The organism is Cohnella thermotolerans DSM 17683, assembly GCF_000429825.1.
GTDB classification, from domain to species: domain Bacteria; phylum Bacillota; class Bacilli; order Paenibacillales; family Paenibacillaceae; genus Cohnella; species Cohnella thermotolerans.
In genome coordinates this window covers 20,519-42,454 of record NZ_AUCP01000060.1, presented here as the reverse complement: position 1 = coordinate 42,454, position 21,936 = coordinate 20,519, and the positions used below count along the sequence as shown (strand labels likewise).

The window sequence follows — 21,936 nt, the reverse complement described above, 5'->3', positions numbered from 1 at the left end:
TTTCAAAATGTTCGTCTCCATATCCTAACCTTACCAAAAACAGAAATCAGGCGGAAGACATGCTCCCACCCCAAAATTTATAAATTCTATAATGTCAAAAAAGACACCGTATAGGTGTCCTTCCAGATGATCGCAACAGTCCTCGCCTGAGCCGACGCCGCATTCGATGCGCCTCACCCCTTAACCGAGCCCGCTGTAACCTGCATAAACGTCTTGTTGGCGAACAAATACACGATGAGAAGCGGGAGCATCGACAGACAGGCACCGGCCATCATCAGTTGCGTTTGCATGGCCGCGCTGTTCGTGTAACGCAGGTTGGCCAACCCGACGGTCAGCGTTTGCTGTGCCGGATTGTTCATCGTAAACACAAGCGGTAAAATATATTCATTCCAAGCCGCCCGGAAGGCAAACAAAGCGCCGACGCCGAGTCCCGGCGTTAAGAGCGGGAGTACGATTCGCCAATAGATGCCCGCGAAGCTGCAGCCGTCGATCGTGGCCGCTTCATCGAGATCGCGCGGAATGGCTTTGAAGAAGCCCAGCAGGATAAAAAATGTGGAGGCATGCGCGCTTATCAAGATCAGCACGACACCCCACAGCGATGTATGCAGGTTCAGCTTCACCATCAGCTCGAATTGCGGACGCAAGACGACAGCGCCGATGGATATGAACATGGTCGAAGCCTGGATGAACACCAACAGCCGCTTTCCCGCGAAGCTTCTTCTATCCACCGCGTACCCTGCCATGGAAGCGACCAGCAAGGTCCCTACAGTCGAAGCGGCGCTGACAAACAAGCTGTTCCATGTATACACGGAGAAATTCGCTTGTTTCCAAGCCTCCGCATAGTTCGTAAAATGCCACTGACGAGGCAGCAATGTCGCTCCGGAAGCCAGTTCCATATTGCTCTTGAACGAGCCGAGAACCGTCATCACAACCGGGAACAGCGTAAACACCGCCATGGCCAGCAGGAAACACCAAAGAACGAAGCCGGCCAGCGAACGATAGAATTTGCGTTTGAAAGCAAGCCTTTGATCTTCTCGTAAAGCAACCGAGCTTTGCATCCGTTTTCACCGCCTAGTAAATCTTGTTCATTCTCCTGGATATCACAAAATAGAAGCACGTAATGAGCCCCACGATGATCGCCGTCGCAAAGCCTACAGCACTGCCATAGCCGATCTCCTGAATGAATACCGACCCTGTCGATACCGGGAACAACAGCTTATAGACATAGAGAAACATAACATCCGTCTTGCCGATCGGACCGCCTTCCGTCAATACCATGATGCTTTCATAGCCTTTGAGCGAGACCGTAATGGCAAGCAGAATAATCATTTGCATAACCGGACCGAGCAGCGGCACCGTCACGTACCAGAATTTTTGCGCCGCATTCGCTCCGTCGATCGAGGCGCTCTCGTACAAATCCTCCGGAATGCTTTGCAAGCCCGCCAGGAATAACAACATATAATTTCCGATGGCTCCCCAGATCGCCACGATAATGACCGTCAACATGGCGTACTTTGGCCCTAGCCATTCCACGCTGCCAGAGAGGAGGCCGAACTTCTGCAGGAACTGATTCAACAAGCCATTATACGAATTGAAAATGATAAAAAATACGACGGAGATCACCGCTGTGCTGATGACAGTCGGCATGAAGTAAATGGCGCGAAGCAGGTTGCGTCCTGGAATCTTTCGATTCAAGATGACGGCAAGCACGAGGGAAAGCGGGATCGTAATCGCGATTTTCCCGCCGGCGTAGATCAGCGTATTCCCGACTGCATTCCAGAATAGATCGTCGCGCCACAATCGCCCGAAATTCGCCAAGCCGACAAACAGCTTCTCGCCGTATCCTTTATAATCATAGAACATGTAATGGATGGCCCAGAGGATCGGATAAATTCCGAGGACCATCGTCAGAATAAAACTGGGAAATGCGAACGCATAAGGTTCGAGAAATTTCCGCTTGCCCAATATCCTCACCCCGCTTAAAAAAGACGGGGCCGTTGAACAGCCCCTTCTCCGTATTACTTCGCCAGCATCGTACCCTGCAATTTCATCGGATCAAAGTCCGGATCCGGCGTTACCTTGACTTCGCCGGACGCAATCGCCTTCTCCAGCGCGCTGTTGTACCGATTGTTCAGATCGTTCACAATCTCATCCAGGTTGCCCCCGCTCAAAATGTATTTCAAGAAGGCGTCGCCATAATTCAATCCTTCGACTGTGACGGCAGGCGGAAGCGGCCAGAGGGCGTCGTATTTAGAGATCAGGAATCCTTCTACGCCGTTCAATTCCGGGCTTTTCGCTTTGGCGGCGATAGCCGGAACAGCCGACAACCCCAATCCTTTCTCATGGTACGCTTGAAGCGTCTCGTCACTGTACATATAGCTCAGAAATTTCCAGGCTTCGTCTTTGTGCTTTGATTGGCTGGATATGGCCAGCCATTGACCGGAGTTCGCAAATCCCGATGCGCCTTTAATTTCACCCGTAATCGTTGGCGCGAGCGCTGCCGCCCATTTGATCTTCGCCGGGAATTGGCTGCTGTAGACGCCGGGCTCAGCGGAGTAAGACAGATACATCCCGATTTTCCCTTCGGCGAATTGCGCGCGCAGCGGATCGATATCCAGCGATTCCACACCGGGAAGCATGCTTCCGTCGTCTTTCATTTGTTTGAACGCCTCAATGACCGCTTTATAGGGGGTGAAGTCAAATTTTCCCATACGTTCGTCAAAACCGAAGCCGTCGTAACCGCTTAATTGCAAGATTTCCCGGGCGGAACGGTCCAGCGCGCTCTTCGGGCTCTTGAAATTCAAGGCGAATCCGTATTGTCCGTTGGCTTTGCCCACATCCGTTATTTTCTTGGCGTCCGCAACAAGCTCGGCCAGCGATGTCGGCGGTTTTTCGATGCCCGCTTTTTCGAACAATTCCTGATTGTATACAAGCCTCAGCGTATAACCGAAATTAGGCAAACTGTAGATCTTGCCGTCAAACCGATTGACTTGGTCTTGGAATGTCGGTCCGAATTTCTGCTTCATCTCATCCGTTAGATAAGGGTCCAGCGGCTCCAAATAGTTTTTCTTCATAAAAGGAATCATCGTATCCTGGTTCGGGCGAAGAATGTCCGGAGACTGTTCGCTCGCGAACGCGATATCGACCGATTGGGCGTAGTTCTCCGCCATCGATTTCACTTCTACCTGAATATTGTCCTGATTGGTTGCGTTATACCGATCTACGGTCTCCTGAATGAACTCCACGTCATGGCGGTCGAACGTCCAGTATGTCAGCTTCGTCTTTTTGCCTGATGACGCTGCCGACTTGTCCTGGCCATTCTCCTTTTGTTTTTCTGACGAAACGGGCGAGGAACCGCTTTCATTTTTCTGCTCGTTGGACTTGTCCGAAGAGCATGCTGAAAGTACGAAGATCAGAAGCGCAGACAGCCATAACACCGCCATCGATCTCTTCATTTGCAATCCTCCCTATTGAATGTACGCATTTGTAGCGGCTACAAGGTTATTGTAGGGAAAAGATGAACCGGGGAGAGAGTGACAATCCTAATCAACAGGGGGATTATTTACCGTTCTTTCGCATACTGCGATTTAAATTCGGATGGCGTCATGCCGGTGTACTTCTTAAACAATTGGCTAAAATACCGGCGATCCTCATAGCCGACATCCCCGGATATTTCCTGCACCTGCCTGCCTTCGAGCAGCATTCGTTTCGCCGCCTCCAATCGCTCTTGCGTCAGAAATTGGACAAAGGTAACTCCCATCACCTTCTTGAACAAATTCGCGAAATAGTTGGGGCTCAGATGGACATGCCGCGCGCAATCCTGAAGCGTCAGATCCGTGTGCAGGGCGCTGCGGATGTATCGGACGGCCTCATTGATCGCGCGCTCTGTTTCCGATTGGCGGCGATTCTCGATCAGCTTGCAGCCTTGCTTGCAGATGTCCAACATCTGCTGCTGCAGTGCGTTTAAAGAAACGGTCGCCCCCCATCCCGTAAACAGAGAGGCATTTTCCAAATTCCGCAATTCCTCATAGGGCACGTTCTCCAGCAGAATGCGCAGGATGAAAGACGTGATTTCGTTATAAACACTGATCAAATAGGCCGGCTCGGGCAAGGGAACGCAAGATGACAGCTCTTCGAAAATGGCTTCCAACGCTTGAACGGCTCTCGCGCTGTTCCCGGAAAGCAGAGACATCCCGAGCTCCTGCTCGAGCCCCTTGGAATAACGCGGCAATAATCCGCCCCTGCCGGCCACATCCTCATAGCTTAACACGGTATTGCCGCCGGTATAGAATTGATAAGACAAGGCTTTGCTCGCCTCTTGGTACGCGTTGGGCAGTTTGGTCACATCATTCGCCGTTCTTCCTTGTCCGATCGACACGGTGAACTTCGTATATTGGGCGACATGATTACAGATCGCCTCCGCCAGCCCTCCCACATCAACAGCCGCAGGAGCATGGCAGACCGCGACGAACCGGCTCATCGTTTCGCGGAATACAACACCTTGCGTGCGGGCCGCCACCGTCTCCTCCACGATATTCTGGAGCGAGAAGCGTACCAGCTCCACCTCTTCCATCTGCAGCGAGTGACTTTGCTTGGCGAATTGGTCAATTTCGATCACCAGCACCGCCAAATCATTTTGCGGCAAATCGATCTGCAGAAATTCCCATCTTCTCTGAACATTGGCGAGGTCCGTAGGGTGATGCAGCAGCAGGTTCAAAAACTCCTGCCGCAGAATCGGCATGCTCTCCCGAACCTTCCGTCTGATCTCCGATAGCGCCGCCTCTTCCTGCCGCTCGGCGAGCACCCTCTCCTTCGCTTTCACCACAATTTCCACGATCTGCTTAATCGAATGCGGCTTCGTCAAGTAATCGAACGCCCCCAGTCGTACGGCTTGCTGTGCATAGTTAAAGTCCGTATATCCGCTGAAGAAGATGACTTTGGGCGTCAGACCTTCTTGCTTCAACTGGGTAAGCATCTCGATTCCATCCATGTTCGGCATGCGAATATCGGTCAGCACGATGTCGGGCCGCAGCTGCCGGATCATGCTCAGACCTTCCTCGCCATCCAACGCGGTTCCTACCACCCGAATGCCATGATCGTGCCACTGGGTCATGGCCGCGATCCCTTCAACCACGCTGGCGATGTCATCAATCACGCAAAGTGTCGTCAATTGTTCCATCTCTACGCCCCCTGTAACGGAATACGCAGCGAGACCGTCGTTCGGACATTCGGTTCGCTCGTGATCGTCATCTCGGCTTGATCGCCGTAGTAAAGCCGTAATCTGTCGTGAATGTTGTAAAGCGCATAGCTGCTCCTGCCGCCCGGCGGATAACGGACGACGGTGTCCATGACCCGTTGCGCATCCATCCCCTGGCCGTTATCCGTTACGGTTAGATGCATGTCCTGCTCCGATTGGGAGATGCTGATGCGGATGAGGCCTCCTTGGCGAATGTTCTTGAAGCCATGCAAGATAGAGTTCTCCACAAGCGGCTGCAGCAAGACCTTCAAGACCGGTTGCCGGTATAACGATTCGTCCGCCACCTCGATCTCATATTCAAACTTTCCGACGTAACAGCGCTGCTGAATCGTCATATATTGCTTCACATGGGAGATTTCTTTCTCCAGCGTCGTAATGGCATTCCCGTCGTTCAAACCCAATTGGAACATTCGGGACAGCGCCAACACCATCTCGCCGACATCCTCGTTGTGCCCCAATTCGCATTTGAAGTAAATCGTATTTAACGTGTTGTATAGAAAATGAGGGGAAATATGAGCTTGCAGCGCTTTGACCTCCGCCGTTCGTTTCTCTCGCTCGGCTTCTTTAATCGTTGCGATGAGATTATTGATCTCTTCCAGCATCATATTGAACCTGATGCCCACACGGCTGAACTCATCCGCATGCTCGCTTTCAAACCGGACGGACAAATCGTTAGCCTCAACTTTATGCATGAGCGTCGTTAATTTGTTAATCGGTTTCATGAGAAAAACCATGAGCATCTTAGAGAGGATCGACGCGATAAAGATACACACCGCCGCTACTCCAATCACGATCCATTGAATGCGATCCATCTGTTTGAACAGCTCCGATTTCTTCTGGATGCTCGTTACGAACCAGCCGAATCGATTCTCGAGCTTAGCGGTATTTACGATATAGTCGTCCTCGTCGAGCGTATATTGAAAGTGGGCTTCCTCCCCGTTCAACTGCGACCAGAATCCGTCTTCGTTCCGGAGCGCTCCCCATATCCCGCCATCCGAACGAAGCACTTCTTGACCGTCCGCCGTCAGCAGCAACAGTTCTTCCCCGTCCTCGGTCAAATTCGTATTTAACGATTCCTTCATGCTCTCCTCGCTAATATTGACCAAGATGTAGACATCCTTCACCAGAAAATCCGTGATCGGTTCCATCGCAAGCGAGATCACCCGTTCATGATTGGCGAAGAACGGGTCCTGATGTCCGATGGTCCACAGCAAACCCTTCTCGGATTTCAATCTTCGATGAATGTCCGAACCGATAAACGGCACGGATGCATTCCGAACATACCCGGTGTTGTAAAATTCCCCGATCGGCGTAGAGACGAGAATCGCTTGCGTCATCGGCTCGCTAAGCTTGATCTGCGCGAACAAGGGCTGCAGCGACGACAAGTGCGCGGCATATCTTGAATCGTCGTGCATGGAGACATCTTTCATCAAATTTTTGAAGGCGTCGCTGATCATCAGGGTCATGACGGATACCGTGATTTGCCTCAAATTGTTGTCCAGCATCTGCTTCGACTTATGAATGCTGATCTGATTGGACGACACCGCGTTTCTCTCCACGATATCGGCGGCGATCCAATACGATCCCGCTCCCGTAATGGAGATGGCCACCGTGATCAGCACGATCAAAGCGATGCGGATTCGCATCCGAAACGTAGGCCGGTAGGTGAACTTTAGCATGCATGCGCCTCGCCTTCATCCTTCATCCGTTGCAACAACTGACCTCGAAACGGCAATCCGCTTCATCCTGCAGAACAATTCGACGTTTCTCGTCATCCTCCTTTATCCGCTAATCGGTTTAAATGGCTAAAGATTAACCACAGCAAATAAGCGTATAGGTACAGCAAAAAAGACACCTTGCTTGGTGTCTTCGCAATTGGAATATTATAGTTTCCTAATTTTCCATTTCTTTAAAAACGATCTTTCTTTACTGACAATCCGATCGGGTACGCTATGCGTTCGCTTGTCGTACATCGCTTGCTGCTGGCGATAGAGCTCTTGAATGACCAGCAGCTCCTTGTACATGCGACGCGGCAGTTGCGTCAGGCCGCCCGTCGTCTCGGCGAGTTCGGCGATGATGCGCAGATCACGGGAGACGAACCGCAACCACTTCTTGCAGTCTGTACCACTCGTTCTTTGGGTGCTAGGAATGAATCGGGATAAAGCTCCATAAAAATAAGCCGACCTTATGTGGTCGACTTTAATTGTTAAAGAAGCTATCTTCCGCTGGCCAATTGTATCTCATTGCATCTTGTTTTTGACTCCCGTCTCCCCTCTCTCCGACTGGCCGGCACGAGCCCAAGCATACGACAGCAGAATCAGCGTCAAACCTTGCCCGTATAGTGTCGGATAGCACGGAATCTCGTTGTAAGCCGCAATGCTCGGCATGACGGGCGTACCGCCGGACACGCCGGTTACCGTTCCGTCGGGCGCGACCTGCGCCAGCACGCCGTTCAGCGTTTTTTGCGCGGCATCGAGATAGGAATCGTCCAGCCAGCCGATTGCGTTGCCGGCGAACCACCCGGCCGCAATTCCGGCGCTGCCCGATGTCTCCGGATAAAAATGAGGATGATCCGCAACCGTCGGCCACAGGCCGTTCTCTCCCTGATACCCGCGCAATGCTTCCGCCAGCCGTTGATAACGATGAACGATGTCGCCGGGAATTTCCATCATCCCGGCAATTTCTCCGGCGATCCATGGTGCGGCCAGTACGACCCATGCGTTGGCCCGCGTCCAATAGGCGGACGACATATGATCCCCGCTGCCGCAGTTCCAGCCATGGAACAGCAGTCCGGTATCCGGATCCTGCAGCAATTGCAGATGGATGCGCAGTTGAAACGCCGCTTCCTCGGCGTATCTCCTGTCACCCGTAAGCCTCGCAAGCCTCGCTAGAAAGAGCACGGCCATGAACACCGTATCCGCCCATACCTGCTCCGGAAACAGCACATCTTCCGTAACCGTGTGCTCGAACGCCATTTCGCGCGTGCGCGGCGCCTCCTTCACCATCCAATCGCCGATCCTTCTCGCGGTCTCCAGGTACCACGCATCGCCGGTGCGACGATAAAGCTCCGGAAAGACGGCATACGGCGCCATGGCATTGATCGTTTTCGACTCTCCGGCCTTATGTTTGTTGCGATCGATCCATCCGCGCAAATCATCAATCGCGGAGGACTTCTCCCCCAGCTCGGTATACGCGAGGATCGAGATTAACCCGACTCCGGGCACCCAATCCCATTCCTCCAGATTCATCCCCCAATCCTTGGTAGGCATATCCGTCATTCGCCGATACACACGATCGGCCGTTTCAGCCAATCGGCTGCGTTCCATCAGGTCGTTCGCCATGCGGTTTCTCCTTCTCTTATAAAGTCTGCGGCTTTCTCGGCAAGATCAGGGTCAATGGCGGCCTTTCCCCCAAATCCCCCGTTGCCCTGACCCGCTCCGAATCGTGCTCGACCACCGCCTCGAACCGCGAGGCCTTCTCTCCCAATGCCATCGAGAACAGGAAGACGGCTTCGCGCATGGAACGGAAATCGATCGTTTTCTTGTCGCCGGAATAAATGACCAGATCGGCAAAACAAACCTCATCCTTCCTCCCGATCTCCCATTCCCATCGCTCTCTATCCGTCCCGTCGTCAAATGCGGCGAACAAAGTGGCGACCTGTACGTTCAGCCCGTCCAGCGCAAATGCGGCCCGGTCCCCGGCCGATACGGCGTTCACGTTGTTCAGATTGCCCCCGATTTCAAGCCGCAAGCGGATATCGGACGCTTCCACCGTTCCGTCGATTCGATCCAGCGCGGGATGCGTATCTCCCCCGTTCGTCAGAAAAGAAACGCCGAACAGAACCTGCTCCCTGTACTGCGCAGCGGTAAAAACAGCCGAACAGAAATCATAGCCGTCATGCAGCGCGCGAAGGCGCATATAGGTCGTCCCGCCGCCGTTGCGGACATAAGCCAGCAGACAAGTCGCTTGATTCCACATGATTTCTCTGCTGAAGGTGCCCAGCGCGTAATCGGAGGTCATGAACGTGGTCGCCCATTTCTTCTCTTCGCCTGATTCATCACGGAAATAACACTGGGTGAGCGACTTTTCCATCCGTCCGGTAAAGCAGCGGAGGTAGGAAGACGGGCATCGGACGCCGCTTTTGAACCATTCTCCCTCATACGGCAGCCGATCCCACGGAAAATAAAGCAATTGCCCGTCGGTGGCCACCTGCAAAAAGGCTTTGGTTCGATCGGACAGCATCGTGCTGTAGCTGCGGCTGTGCGGACCGACCCACTGCTTCGTTCCCGCATGGAAATGATCCGCGATCATTTTCCATGCCCTATCGAGCAGTTCGTCGCACCATGCCTTGGCTTGTTCGTTCCTGGTTTCGGTCTTTAATTTGGACAGCTCCAATACGGCGACAATCGTATAAGTCGGACTGTTGTATTCCTGGAACGAACCCAATTTTCTCGTGAATTCGACAATGCCGTTCAGCCTGTTCAGGCCGTATCGCTCGTAATCGCGCCGTCCGTACAGTTCGCCTGCGAGGAGCGTGACGAACGCCCCCATGACGGCAATATTCGTATAATGAGGCCCGACATTCCGCTTCATAATGGCGTCGCAAGCGCAGAATACCGATTGTCGGACCGACTGCCGCAGCGCTTCCGGGAACCGGCGGCCGTGCCTAAGCGCAGCCAGGACCAGATTCTTCCCGATGAAATCCGCCCAATTCCAATCCGGCGGCGACATCCGCGACAGCGGCTCCTCGTAGAACCACGGCCAGATGCCGAACGTAGCTTGATCCGGATTCGTGTCCTGCAAGGAAACGATCGTCTCCAGGATGTCGAACGCTCTTCGCTCGTACTCCGGAAGCTCCGTATCGAGCAGTGCCAGCGCATATTGGACGGTTTCGCGGGTGGGGTGCACGGTCTCGACCTGTCGGAGCGTCGTATGGTATCCCGGACTCTTGAAAGGCGTTGCCAGCATGCGAATCTCACGGTTATACATGCCGTCCATAGCCTGTACGGCTTGCAGCAGCATGTCCGAATCGCTCATCCGGTTCAAATCCGCAGTCTCCCTTCGATGCATTTTACGTTAAGATACAGATAAACTATCACCGCCCGATGCAGGTTAAAACCGCTTCTTTTTGTTCCCTTGCGCCTTTTTTATTCTCTAGCAGCCTTTATCTTTTGCGATCGCACACCATTTTTGCGGCGAAGCCACCATAAAAATCCCGGCTCGAAATCGAGCCGGGGCGGGAAGTTATTCCAAGGCGCGGGCGAGGGGGTCTTGTGGCGGAATGAACCTATCCGGACCGCCCGTCAGCGTCGCCGTCCCCCAGTATCCGCGATTGCTGGCATTGCCGTCCATCCCGTTCCACAGCCACTGCCGGATCCGCCTTACGCCGTCCTCGCTGTCGTCGAAGCCGAAGTCGAACAGCAGGCTTTTCCCTTCCTCAGGCGTCAGGCTCAAGGCTTCCCACGGAATGCTTGCTTCCAGTGAATAGCCGCCGCCGTCGTCATGCTTGCGAACAACCATAGAAATGGGAGATTGCTGGGAAGTATTGAACCACCGCCAATAATAGGACCCGTCATCCGCTCCCGCGCTTAGGATCAACTGCCGGTCGGAGACGAGCAGACCCTGGCGGACATCAAGCTGATCCGGCCCGACGAACAGCTCGACCCCGTCTCCCTTCCACACATTGCTGTCGCGAAACGGATTTTTCATGGGCGTAGGATCCGTCACATCGGCGAACACGTACAGATTCGACTGATCCCAAGCGAAATCATAGCCGGCTTGCATGTCGGAACCGCCGGTTCCGACCACCAGGTCTCCATATTTTAGCCGCACTTGATGCGAAGAATCGTATCCTTCGTCGCGAATGCCGTCGATCAGCATCGGACTGGACGTATAGGCGATATCGATAGTGCGGTTGGCCGGACGCTCGACTTCTCCGAAGTCGTATTGGAAGGGCTCGCGATTGCCGAGAAGGACGTCGTATATCTCGTCGTTGCTCTGTTTTACGCCTTGCAGGAACTGCTTATAAGGACGGTCGGCCACATTGATCAGCCCGGTGTTGTACCGTTCTCCGGTCGTTCCTTCCCACCAGCGTCCGGCGGCCGGCTGATCGACGTAATTGAACCAATGCGTGCCGACCACGTATCCGAGCGAAGCGGCCAGTTCCACGTAATTCCGGTAGCGAAGCTGCCGCTCGTCCTGCGTCTCCACCGGGATTACGCCGGAATTCAGTCCCTGCTCCGCCGTGCCGTAGTTGAACTCGGTAATCATAATCGGCTTTCCGCCGGATTTGTCGTGAATAGCCTGCAGCTGGCTGACGCTCAGATTTTTCGAATAATAGTTATAGCTGATGACATCGAGGTATTTGCCCGCGGCCTCCGAGAGAATATCGCGAATTCTGGCGTTCTGAACCGTATTTTTCAACCAGCGGTCGCCCAGCAGCAGATGATTCGGATCGTATTTGCGGAAAATCGTTGCGATCGTGCCGTACAGCGTATCCGCATACACGCTGACGAACGAGTAAAGATCGTCTTGCGCCTGCTGCGTTTTCACGGGCAATGCGGCCTCATACATCTCGTCGAAGCTCGCGAACGACGTTCCCCAAGCGCTGTTGAACGCGGAGATGTCTCCGTTATACCATTCGCTCAGCAGATCGACCAGCTTGCGCTTGGACGCGACCTTGCTCGCTTTCGCTTGCGGAATGACCGTCAATATGTTCTGGTATTGAATTTCGTTGTCTATAAAATAACCGATAAGCGTGGGATCGTCACGATTGGCCGGCAATTTCGCGGCGAACGCTTCGTCGATCTTCTGCTCGGCTCCGTCCGCGAAAATATCGAAGTAATGCATGCCGTCCACCTGGGCCCAATCCATGCTCGAGGTCGGCAGCATGTTCACATGCGGCATGCCGTATTCGGCGGCGTAGTTGCCGGACCAGGACCCGACCGTATTGAAGCCCCACTTTTGAATCCGATCCATGCCTTGCTTGACAAACTGCCCGTCATCGTACGGGGCGCCGAATTTCCGGATACGGTTCGCAATATAGTAAGAGAAATCCGTACTGCTCGCGCGGAAAGCCGAGGCAAACTCCCCGCTCTGCGGCGGAATCCATTCGAACTGATTCTTCCTTCCGCTGGTTTGGACATAAGTCTCATTGGTCGTAATCCCGTTCACGCCGAGACTGTAGAAGACATTTCCGTCCGGCGTAACCATGACCGTCCGGCCGTTGTTGGTTTGCTGTATGCTAAAGAAGCCGGTAGCGGTCAATCCGTACGGCTGAGCGCTGTCCTTCAGGCCCCCGTATGCGTCACGATCGCTTGGAACCTGCAAGCTGTCATAGTAGCTCTGATCATCCGCCGCATCTTGCGTCAGCTGCGCGTCATCCGTCACTTTCTCGGGAAAATCCGCTTTGATGACCTGACCGTACCGGTCGATCTGCCAATCGGACTTGGAAGGGTAGTAGAGCGTTTGGACAAAGCTGGGAGAAAGACCTTCTTTCTGCGCGTACGTGTCGATCGCCACACCCGTAGTAAGGATGATTGGCGCTTGGTACAATTGATACGCGGTATCCGTATTTCTCTTGTAATAGATGGCTGCTCCCGGCGTAGCGGTGGACAAGACAAGCGTTTGCGATCCGTCAATGACCGTTTCCGACGGAGGGTTGGGTTCCACAGACGCCGTGTTGAGATTGAGGATGACCTTGGATATTTGCGGGGTCCAATACTTCACATCGCCTAACAGCTGTATTTTCAAATACCGCGTTCCCGCCGGCAGACCGAAGGCCTCATAGACATACATCTGCCAGCTTGCCACCGACGGGCCCGACGTATAAATCTTCGGCGTCACCGGCGTATAATCGACGCCGTCCGCGGATCCGTAAAACCGGACATCGATCACCGGAGTGCCGGTCCAGAAATAAGCGGGAACGGTGAACGAGGTGATGTCATAATCCGTTTTATAGACCAATGATCCCGTGTCCGTGCTGTTGCGGGTGATTCGCTTCAGATCGCCCCCCATATTCTGAGCGTTGGACGAGTCCAGTACGAGATTTGCGGTATGACTGTAGATGGAATTGAAATTATCCAGATCATCGACAAGCCCTTCGCTTGTATCCGCTTTCACCACCCCTGAAAAAGAAGGAAGCGACAGCAGCAGGACGAGCAGCCAGACCATCAGACGTACGACCGGTTTATTGGAGAACATTATTTTTCCTCCCTTATCCGTCTAAGGATTTACAGTGCGCGGTCCTCTCTCTCTTCCTCTTTGTCCCATTCCCGCTCCCGATATTCGCTCGGGGTCAGGCCGGTTATCTTTTTAAAGATGCGGGTGAAGCTGTTGACGTTGTTGTATCCTACCGATTCGGCAATGTCGCGGATTTTCCCGTTGCCGCGGGCAAGCATCTCTTTGGCTTTGCCGATCCGGATCTCCATCAGGTAATCGATAAAGTTGCCGCCGGTGTAGTCTTTAAACATTTTGCTCAGGTGGGAGACGCTGATATGAAATTGGGATGATAGATAACTCAGGGACATTTCATGGCTCATGTAATTTTTCTGGATATAGCGCAGGATTTTTTCGATCGCTTCGTTTTTCTCCCGATTGTGTCGCCGAGTTCGGATTCGATCGATAAAATCGGCCAAGATACCGGTGACAAAATCCGCGATCTGCTCCAGGCTTTCATATTGCTCCAGCGTTTCATTGACTTTCTGCGCGGGGGCCAGGTCCTCTCGCGGCACCCCGATGTCGCTTGCCACAACAGCCGCTTTCATAAGCAGCTGCACGACAAGCTGCTTGATGATATCGGGCCGCACATTGGAGGAGGCCAGCGAATCGAACCATTCCCGCACCTGCTGGCGCAGCTTCTCTTCATCGAGAACTTTGATGGAGTCGATCATGTTGTCGGTAAACGCGAACAAACGATGAAACTCTTCCGCGCTGTAATCGGGAATATCGTCGGCGGTAATAATCGCGTTGGGTCCCATGACCAGCTTATACTTCAGCGCTTCCATCGATTGCTTGTGGGACAGATGAATGTCCTCCATCCGATAAACCTCCGGGCCGATTCCGATCGTCACCGTCTTTTTGAAATGCCCCTGAATGTAATTTTTCAGCATATCGGCTACGGCCATGGCGTACAGCGAATGCTCTCCGGAATCATCGTCTTCGAAACTGAGAATAATGGCGCATTGGCCGTCCTCCCATTCGATGGCCGCACCTTTGCTTTCCGCATTGATCAGTTCTTCCGCGACGTTGCATAAGGCGTAAGCGTAAAGATGCAAATCCCGGCTTGACGCGATTTCCGATTTTCGGTCGAACTCCACGCTCATGACGATAAAACGGTTCCGATACAGCTGCACGCCGACCATCTCCATATACTGCGAGACAGACCGGTTATTTGCGTGATAATCGGTTAAGAGCTCCATCAGAAGCCGCCATTTCATGATCGGTTTGCTTACCTTGATCTGCATCTGCAGCCTTTCGCTGTCCGACAAAATATGCTGCACCATGTTCTCGAAATTGGTAAACTCGTTGCCCGTATCCCAGTCGGATAAGGCATACAGAGGATGGGCTTTCATCTTCTTGGACAGGTTGGCGATCAACCGATTCAGCGGTTTGAACGTCCACCGGCCGACCAATACGGTCATGAGGCCGGCTACTGCAAACAGAATCACGGCAATGACCATCAAGGCGTTCCTGACCGTGATGAGCGGCTGGTCCAATTGGACGTCGGGCACGATATTGACGATTTTCCAGCCGGTATAAGCCGATGTCACATAAAACACCGAACTCGGCACATGCTCGAACGTCGCTTGAAAATGCCCTTCACGCTCGCCTTGCAGAACCTTCGCCATAATGTCCGATTGATGCATATCCTGTCCGACCAACTTTTTATCCGCGCTCGATACGACATGTCCGTTCGGATCCAGGAGATAGAGACTGCCCAGGCTTCGATTATTGGCATCCGTCAGCAAACGATAAAGCGCATCTTCCTTGATGTTGATCGCCACCGCCCCGCGCCGGTAACCCGGCGAATGAATAAGCGGATAGGAGCGGACGAGGGTCACAACGTTCCGGTAGATCGGAAAATTCGATTCGTTGAGCAACAGCTTCCGTGTCGGCAGCCAACTCGAATAACCGTCAAACTTCTCGAACGGACGGATCCAATCATCATCCTCCGTGATATGCCCGTCGTTCAACGGGCTTCCCGAGAAGAGCCGCTTCCGGACGTACGAATACAAATCGACGGAATACACGTATTCGCCGGCGTTGACGAAGCGGGCGAAGTAATTGTTGAGCCGGTAGGTATTGTCGAGGCTCTCCTGGTCGTTCAAATTATCATCGAAAAACCTCTTGACATCCTCGTTCCCGAGAATATCGATCGACTCTTTGTTGATCTCCTGAAGAACGAGCTCCATCTTGTTGTCGATCTGACTGAGCAGCGCCATATGGGTGCTCGTCGACTCGTATTTCAGCCGGTTGGTCGCCACTCGATACGATAAAAAGGAGATCATGGAAACGACGAGGAACAGGAGCAATAACAGCACGATCACGGTTTTTTTTGTCGATTGATTCCGCAAGATGCCCATGCTCTGTTCCCCCGCTCGTTGTCCGTTTCGTTAGAAATTCGCCTTATTCTTCTCGTACCATTCCTGCGCCAATTGTTCGGCTTGGTCGCCGCCTAAGCGCTTCCATTCTTTGCGGATATCCGCGAGAGCTTCTTCCGCCGTATAATCCTTGCGGGTAACGGTCTTCGCACGGATATCAAGAACGGTCTTCAGGAACGACGACTTCAGTTCGTTAATCTCGGTAATGTTCGGCTGATACGGAATATCGCGCCGGAATTTGTTTTTCAAAGCGATTTGAAGCGAATCGGCCTCCAGCTTTGCCAACTGCTGGGACAGCGGATCCTGCGCCGCTTTGACAATCAGGTCTTCCGGTTTTTCCTCCGCCGGTTTGAGCACCGCGTATTCGTTCGCGTATTTCACTTCTTTCGCGAATTTATCCGCATCCAGTTGCTGCGGCACGCCGTTCACCAGTTTATAATGAACACCCTCCTGGCCGTTGGTCAGCGTAAACCAGCCTTTATCCATCAACCAGTCCAAATATTCCATGGCGGCTTTCGGATTCTTCATATCTTTGTTGAAGGTTACATAAATGTAAGCGGGAGTTTCCTGATACAGGCCGAACTTCCCGTATTTCGTCGCTACCGGCTCAAGCGGTACGGGCTTCGCATTCGGATCGTTCGTCAGCAAATCCCGGTTCAGGCTGGTCGTCATATTTCCCCATTGGCCGAGCAGGATGCCGGCCTTGCCCGTGGTCCAAAGCTGCTTTGCGCGGGAATTGTCGTTGTCCGTAAAATATTCTTTGTCGGCCAATCCCTGCTCATAGATCGTTTTCTCGGCAGCCAGCGCATCGCCGAAGTTGTCCAGCGTGGGGCCGAATTTCATTTGGCCGTCTTGCAGATACCAATCGTAATAGTCGGTGCCGAACAGCGCGGCATACACATCGTTCGTCGTATAGCCGACAATGGGCACGGTATCCGCTTTCCCGTTGCCGTCCGGATCCCCGTCCTTGAACGCCTGGGCGACCGCGATTAATTCCTCGATGGTCGTCGGCGTCTTCAGCTTCAGCTTGTCGAGCCAGTCCTGCCGGATCCAGATGCCATGATTGGCGATGCTGCTGATGGTCCGGCGTGTCGTCATTGCATAGATCTTGCCGTCGAATGTAATATACGGCTTCAAATCCGGGTTTTCCTGCAGGTATTTTTTGTAAGTCGTGCTGTATTTATCGATGTAGTCGTCCAACGGCTGAATAACGCCCTGCGACACCAGGTTTCCGATGTAATTGCGGTCGTATTCCCAGATCAAGTCGGGAGCCTGATTGGATGCGATCAGCACGTTCAGCTTATCCTGCGCCTGGTTGCGCGGCACGGGCACAACGGTTAGATTGATGCCGGACTGCTCGCGAATCCACTTCACCCAACGGTTATCCTCGTACGTTCCCTCATCGCTCGACACTTGCCCCCGGTCGAACATGGAAATGCTTACATCTTTGGGCAAGCTGTCGTACTTGTCCTGGCTGCCGGCTGCCGTCGCTGCAGGGCTTCCGCTGTCCGTAGCCGCGCCGCCGTTAGCCGACGTGCTTCCTTTTGAGCACCCGGAGAACAATAGGGCTGCGGACAGACTCAAAGGCACAAGCGCAGCTGTCCATTTTTTGAAATTCCTGTTCATTTGACTCCTCCTCATTTTTTTACCTTAAATCATCTGGCAATCTATCACAAGGCCGCGAGGCTCTTATGACATCAACCCTTCACCGAGCCCATCAGGACTCCTTTGACAAAATGCTTCTGCAAGAACGGATACACGCACAGAATCGGCAAAACTGCGATCACGATCGATGCGGCACGAATCCCTTCCGGTGTGATCGTCGTTTGCAAGGCGCCTTCCCCATTCGTCGTCCGGAGCAGCTCCGAGCTTACGTTCTGCAGCATTTGGTACAGCTTGACCGTAAGGGACAGCTTGTCGGTGCTTTTGATGTAGATCAGAACATTAAAATAATTGTTCCACCATCCCACGGCGTAGAAGAGGGTCAAAGCCGCAATGACGGGCATGGAGATCGGCAGAATGATTCTCCACAGGATCATCCAATCCTTGGCGCCGTCGATGGCTGCGGATTCCTCCAGCTCTTCCGGCAGCCCCTCGAAGAACGATTTCATGACAAACATGTTGTAAGCGCTGATAAGCGCCGGCAGCCAAAGCCCCCAGTACGAATTGACCAGACCGAGCGAACTGATCAGCAGAAAGTTCGGAATGAGCCCGCCGCCGAACAGCATCGTAAACAAAATACCCATCAGCATGACATTTCTTCCTTGAAGCCGCCGCTTCGACAACGGATACGCGGCCAGCACGGTAAACAGCATGTTGAAGGCCGTGCCGACCAAGGTGATTACCAGCGAATTTCTCATTGCCACCAGCAGTTGCCCGTCCGCAATCAAATTGCGGTAGGCGTCCAGATTGAATTCGATCGGCCATAGCGACACTTCCCCCGCATTGATGGCGCGGCTGCTGCTGAAGGACACCGCCAAGATGTTAATGAACGGAAACAACGCGGCGCACGCGAAACATCCCAACAAAAAAGTGTTCAACCAACGGAACCATCCGGATGCCTGCATCATCTCACCATAACCCCCGTTCCCCCATCGCCCGTATGAATCGGTTGACCGCCACGACCAAGATCAGGGATACGACCGATTGAAACAAGCCGAGCGCTGTCGTGTAGCTGTATTGCAGCCCGACGATCCCCCGTTTATAGACATACGTGCTGATAACTTCGGACACGCTGCCGACAGCCGAATTTTGCAGCGTATACACTTGTTCGAAACCGACATCCATCATATGGCCCATCTGCAGAACAAGCAAAATGGCGATCGTGCTGCGAATGCCTGGGAGCGTCACATGCCAGATTTGCCGCCATCTGCTCGCTCCGTCGATCGCTGCGGCTTCGTACAACTGCGGATTCACGGACGCCATCGCGGCCAAGTACAGAATCGTTCCGAATCCCGCATCCCGCCAGATGCTCGATCCGACAAAGGAGATCGGCCACCAGAACGTACTGGCCATAAAATAGATAGGCTCCACTCCGAAAAATTTCAGGACCGCATTCACGATGCCCGTGCTGGGAGACAGAACCGCGATAACGATGCTGCCAAGCACGATCCAAGACATAAAGTGCGGAATATACAAGAGATTTTGCAAAACTCGCTTGTATACTTCCGAACGAAGCTCGTTCAGCATCAGCGCCAGAACGATCGGAACGGGAAACGCAAACAACAGATTGTACAGGTTCAACAGGAGCGTATTTCTGAGAATTTGAACGAAATCGGGACTGGTGAACAGCTTCCGGAATTGCTCCAATCCGACCCAGGGACTTCCCCAAATCCCCTCGGACAACCGATAATTTTTGAAGGCCATCACTTCGCCGAACAGCGGCGCGTACTTGAACAAGATGAAATAAATCGCGACGGGAACCAGCATCAGGTACAAATATTTATCCCTGCTCCAACGCCTGCGCCACAGCGGCTTCTGGGCGTCCAGCCCTGCCGCTCCGATCGGAATGCTGGCGCGATGCCCGGCTGAAGATTCCATGAACGTTCTCCTTTCCGTGTTCTGTGCCCATTCTGCGCTGCATGATCATGCCGCTAATGTGCCGGTGAATCGAAAATAGCAGATGCGGTTCCGCAAGCAAATCCGCACTTTTTGCGAGGCCACTCCCTTGTTCGGAAAAGGCGCCACGCTTTTTTTGTGATCGGATGATTTTTTTGTTTTCCGCCTCCTTTTGGGCGTACAACAGGCGAGAGGGGTATGCTAGGCATACCCCTCTCAAGTGAATCCATCCGTCGATATTAATAAACGCGCAGTTCAATCACTTCCACGCAACGGCTTCCATTCGTTTCCTCCACCACCAATCGCAGACGGTCGGCCGCAACCGGCCGGTCCAACCGGTGAATCTGTTTGCGTCTGCGATTGTTCCGATGATGCACAAGCACTTGCCATTCGCCGCCTACATGAGCTTCCAATCGGTATTGCTTCACCAGCTCCGGAATCACCTCGAACGGGGTGAAATGATGGTGCAGATTGATGAGATCCTCATTCACGTCGTCATTGAACGTGATATGAACTTCCCGTATGAACGGCTCGGCCTCCCACGCCAATTGAATCCATTCCTCGCCGTCCGGCCTTAACGGTTCCGATACCCATAGATGCGGCCCGCCATACGGCCTTGCGTACCCGTCAACCGCTTTATCGGGAGAGAACGCTTCCGTTTCGGGCGAAATCCGAAAACAGAACGTTTGCCGTTCAAGTCCTTTCATGCTCCAGGCGATGACCGGCTGGTCCTCTTTAAGCGAGGAAAAATCCCGATTGCCTGCGGCCGGCGGCGCATATTGAAACGAAAGCACGCCGGTGACCGGCCGGGCGGAGAGGTGAAGCGATACGTGCGAATTGGCGCGAACAATCACGAATGCATTCTGTGCTTCCGCCGGGGCCCATGGCAGCGGCAAGCTTATCCATTGGCGGCTTCCTTGCGGCACGCGCTGCGTGACCGCCGCAAGCCGATTCGCCGGAACGTAATTTTCTTTTCTCCCCGTATCCCACAGTTCAACCTGCAGCGTCGTCGCTTCATCCGCGTCCACCAAGAGCTCCAACCGCTCCAGCTTCGGATCGACGGGGAACAGCAGTCCGGCATCGCGCTCCAAGCGATAGACCCGATCGGATTGCTCTACGGATAAAACCCTCATCGCGCTCGAAGCCGTAACGTGAGCTTGTCTGGCCAGATCCGCGGAATCCGCGTTAGCTATGCCGATGATGGACGCATCCTGCTTCAGCAGGAGCTGCTGGAGCTCCTCCATATATTCGGCCGCAATGACCCGGGGAGTTACCGCTTTGTCAACGGCCAATGCCGCACCGGTCCCGGCCGCTTCCCCCATGACGGCGCACGTCGCCATCACCCGTGTAGTGCCGAAGGCGACATGGGTCGCACTGATATCGCGTCCCGCGAACAACAGATTGCTCACATTGACGGAATACAGGGAGCGGAACGGGATATGGTAAATGCCGTCCATATGATAATGCTTGGATCCGCTCTCCGTTGCGTACATCCCTTGCGGCGGATGCAGATCGATGGACCAGCCGCCGAAGGCGATTCGATCGTGAAACGGCTTCTGAGCGACGAGGTCGTTCTGGTTCAACACATAATCTCCGATGAACCGGCGATATTCCCGCTTGCCCGGCAGCGCCCCCACCCATTCCAGCGTCATGTTGTCGGCGTCGAACCGTCCCGAATTTTTGATGAAATCCCATATGCCGTAAATGACCGACCAGAGCTCATCCCGAATCCGTTCATTCTCATGGACCGTGTCCAATTCCCCGCCCCATTCGATCCACCAGTAATGGCACCCGGAATCCCCGCTGCGGATCACCCGCTTCACGGGAATGGACGTCTGCGTAATATCTTTGGCGAAGCTCGGGGGAACATATCGGACGGGGTGCCCGGCGTCCTTGGTATAGAACAGGATCGTGCTTCCCAGCGTGATGTTGTCCGCTTCTTCGGGGGCCCACGCTTCCCCGAATTCATGCCGGGCCTCACGGCCCAGCCTGTACTTGGCCCCGGCCAGAAAGCCGATCAACCCGTCGCCTGTGCAGTCGATAAACATCGTGCTCTCGAAGCGGATCTTCCGCTCGGACCCCATCATCCATCCGGTCACCGAACGGATCTTCCGCTCCTCCTCATCTCCATAGGCCTCTACTTCATGAACATCGGTATTGAGGAACAGCCGGATGTTCGGTTCGGCCTTCACCGTCTCAAGCACGATCAGGTCCCACAAATAAGGATTGCCTTCTTTATTGCGGTACTGATTCTCCAGGAACATTTCCCCCATAATCCCGGTCTCTCTGGCATAGCGATTAACGCCATGGCCGGTTGCGCCGCACACCCATACCCGAACCTCGCTGCTGGAATTGCCCCCGAGGACGGGCCGATTGTTGATCAGAGCGACCGTGCGCCCCTGCCTCGCGGCGGCGACCGCCGCGCAAACGCCGGCAAGACCTCCGCCGATGACGGTGATATCCGTCAGCACCTCTTCGTACTTCATGCCTCTCCCACCTTTTATATGCAGATAATTTCAT

14 protein-coding genes are annotated in these 21,936 nt (G+C 53.7%); all 14 read right to left on the bottom strand.

The window, feature by feature from the left end; translation table 11 throughout:
- Positions 1-173 precede the first annotated feature (173 nt).
- Positions 174-956 (bottom strand): carbohydrate ABC transporter permease, encoded by a 783-nt coding sequence (locus G485_RS0112890; protein WP_051318245.1) that lies wholly within the window; start codon positions 954-956, stop codon positions 174-176.
- A gap of 115 nt (positions 957-1,071) precedes the next feature.
- The gene (locus G485_RS0112885) at positions 1,072-1,905 is read right to left on the bottom strand and encodes a carbohydrate ABC transporter permease (protein ID WP_084423292.1); all 834 of its coding nucleotides are present in this window, start codon (positions 1,903-1,905) and stop codon (positions 1,072-1,074) included.
- A 113-nt stretch (positions 1,906-2,018) separates the two neighbouring features.
- A complete protein-coding gene (locus G485_RS0112880; protein WP_027092905.1) occupies positions 2,019-3,455 on the bottom strand; it encodes an ABC transporter substrate-binding protein in 1,437 nt (478 codons plus the stop codon).
- 107 nt (positions 3,456-3,562) lie between these two features.
- Positions 3,563-5,179, bottom strand: a complete 1,617-nt coding sequence (locus G485_RS0112875; protein WP_027092904.1) for a response regulator — start codon at positions 5,177-5,179, stop codon at positions 3,563-3,565.
- Between the two features lie 2 nt (positions 5,180-5,181).
- Entirely contained in the window at positions 5,182-6,936 is a 1,755-nt protein-coding gene (locus tag G485_RS0112870) for a sensor histidine kinase (RefSeq protein ID WP_027092903.1), read from the bottom strand.
- Between the two features lie 204 nt (positions 6,937-7,140).
- On the bottom strand, positions 7,141-7,362 hold the full coding sequence (locus G485_RS0112865; protein WP_027092902.1) for a hypothetical protein: 222 nt from the start codon (positions 7,360-7,362) through the stop codon (positions 7,141-7,143).
- 135 nt (positions 7,363-7,497) lie between these two features.
- The gene (locus G485_RS0112860) at positions 7,498-8,598 is read right to left on the bottom strand and encodes a glycoside hydrolase family 88/105 protein (RefSeq protein ID WP_084423289.1); all 1,101 of its coding nucleotides are present in this window, start codon (positions 8,596-8,598) and stop codon (positions 7,498-7,500) included.
- A gap of 16 nt (positions 8,599-8,614) precedes the next feature.
- Complete coding sequence (locus tag G485_RS0112855) at positions 8,615-10,303, bottom strand: hypothetical protein (protein WP_027092900.1); 1,689 nt, start codon at positions 10,301-10,303, stop codon at positions 8,615-8,617.
- A 198-nt stretch (positions 10,304-10,501) separates the two neighbouring features.
- Complete coding sequence (locus G485_RS26330; RefSeq protein ID WP_051318243.1) at positions 10,502-13,459, bottom strand: sugar-binding protein; 2,958 nt, start codon at positions 13,457-13,459, stop codon at positions 10,502-10,504.
- Positions 13,460-13,488: 29 nt separating this feature from the next.
- Complete coding sequence (locus tag G485_RS0112845) at positions 13,489-15,840, bottom strand: helix-turn-helix domain-containing protein (RefSeq protein WP_027092899.1); 2,352 nt, start codon at positions 15,838-15,840, stop codon at positions 13,489-13,491.
- 30 nt (positions 15,841-15,870) lie between these two features.
- The gene (locus G485_RS0112840; protein WP_027092898.1) at positions 15,871-17,484 is read right to left on the bottom strand and encodes an extracellular solute-binding protein; all 1,614 of its coding nucleotides are present in this window, start codon (positions 17,482-17,484) and stop codon (positions 15,871-15,873) included.
- A 71-nt stretch (positions 17,485-17,555) separates the two neighbouring features.
- Positions 17,556-18,398 carry a carbohydrate ABC transporter permease gene (locus G485_RS0112835; protein ID WP_240489140.1) on the bottom strand — a complete coding sequence of 281 codons (843 nt, stop codon included), beginning with the start codon at positions 18,396-18,398 and terminating at the stop codon, positions 17,556-17,558.
- 31 nt (positions 18,399-18,429) lie between these two features.
- The gene (locus tag G485_RS0112830) at positions 18,430-19,398 is read right to left on the bottom strand and encodes an ABC transporter permease (protein WP_084423288.1); all 969 of its coding nucleotides are present in this window, start codon (positions 19,396-19,398) and stop codon (positions 18,430-18,432) included.
- A 257-nt stretch (positions 19,399-19,655) separates the two neighbouring features.
- A complete protein-coding gene (locus tag G485_RS0112825) occupies positions 19,656-21,902 on the bottom strand; it encodes an FAD-dependent oxidoreductase (RefSeq protein WP_027092895.1) in 2,247 nt (748 codons plus the stop codon).
- Between the last annotated feature and the right edge of the window lie 34 nt (positions 21,903-21,936).

What these genes read in the sequence shown, in the direction of transcription:
- G485_RS0112890 (WP_051318245.1), bottom strand. Translation starts at nt 956, where the DNA reads ATGGCGGTGTTTACGCTGTTCCCGGTTGTGATGACGGTTCTCGGCTCG.
- G485_RS0112885 (WP_084423292.1), bottom strand. Translation starts at nt 1,905, where the DNA reads ATGGTCCTCGGAATTTATCCGATCCTCTGGGCCATCCATTACATGTTC.
- G485_RS0112880 (WP_027092905.1), bottom strand. Translation starts at nt 3,455, where the DNA reads ATGAAGAGATCGATGGCGGTGTTATGGCTGTCTGCGCTTCTGATCTTC.
- G485_RS0112875 (WP_027092904.1), bottom strand. Translation starts at nt 5,179, where the DNA reads ATGGAACAATTGACGACACTTTGCGTGATTGATGACATCGCCAGCGTG.
- G485_RS0112870 (WP_027092903.1), bottom strand. Translation starts at nt 6,936, where the DNA reads ATGCTAAAGTTCACCTACCGGCCTACGTTTCGGATGCGAATCCGCATC.
- G485_RS0112860 (WP_084423289.1), bottom strand. Translation starts at nt 8,598, where the DNA reads ATGGCGAACGACCTGATGGAACGCAGCCGATTGGCTGAAACGGCCGAT.
- G485_RS26330 (WP_051318243.1), bottom strand. Translation starts at nt 13,459, where the DNA reads ATGTTCTCCAATAAACCGGTCGTACGTCTGATGGTCTGGCTGCTCGTC.
- G485_RS0112845 (WP_027092899.1), bottom strand. Translation starts at nt 15,840, where the DNA reads ATGGGCATCTTGCGGAATCAATCGACAAAAAAAACCGTGATCGTGCTG.
- G485_RS0112840 (WP_027092898.1), bottom strand. Translation starts at nt 17,484, where the DNA reads ATGAACAGGAATTTCAAAAAATGGACAGCTGCGCTTGTGCCTTTGAGT.
- G485_RS0112830 (WP_084423288.1), bottom strand. Translation starts at nt 19,398, where the DNA reads ATGGAATCTTCAGCCGGGCATCGCGCCAGCATTCCGATCGGAGCGGCA.
- G485_RS0112825 (WP_027092895.1), bottom strand. Translation starts at nt 21,902, where the DNA reads ATGAAGTACGAAGAGGTGCTGACGGATATCACCGTCATCGGCGGAGGT.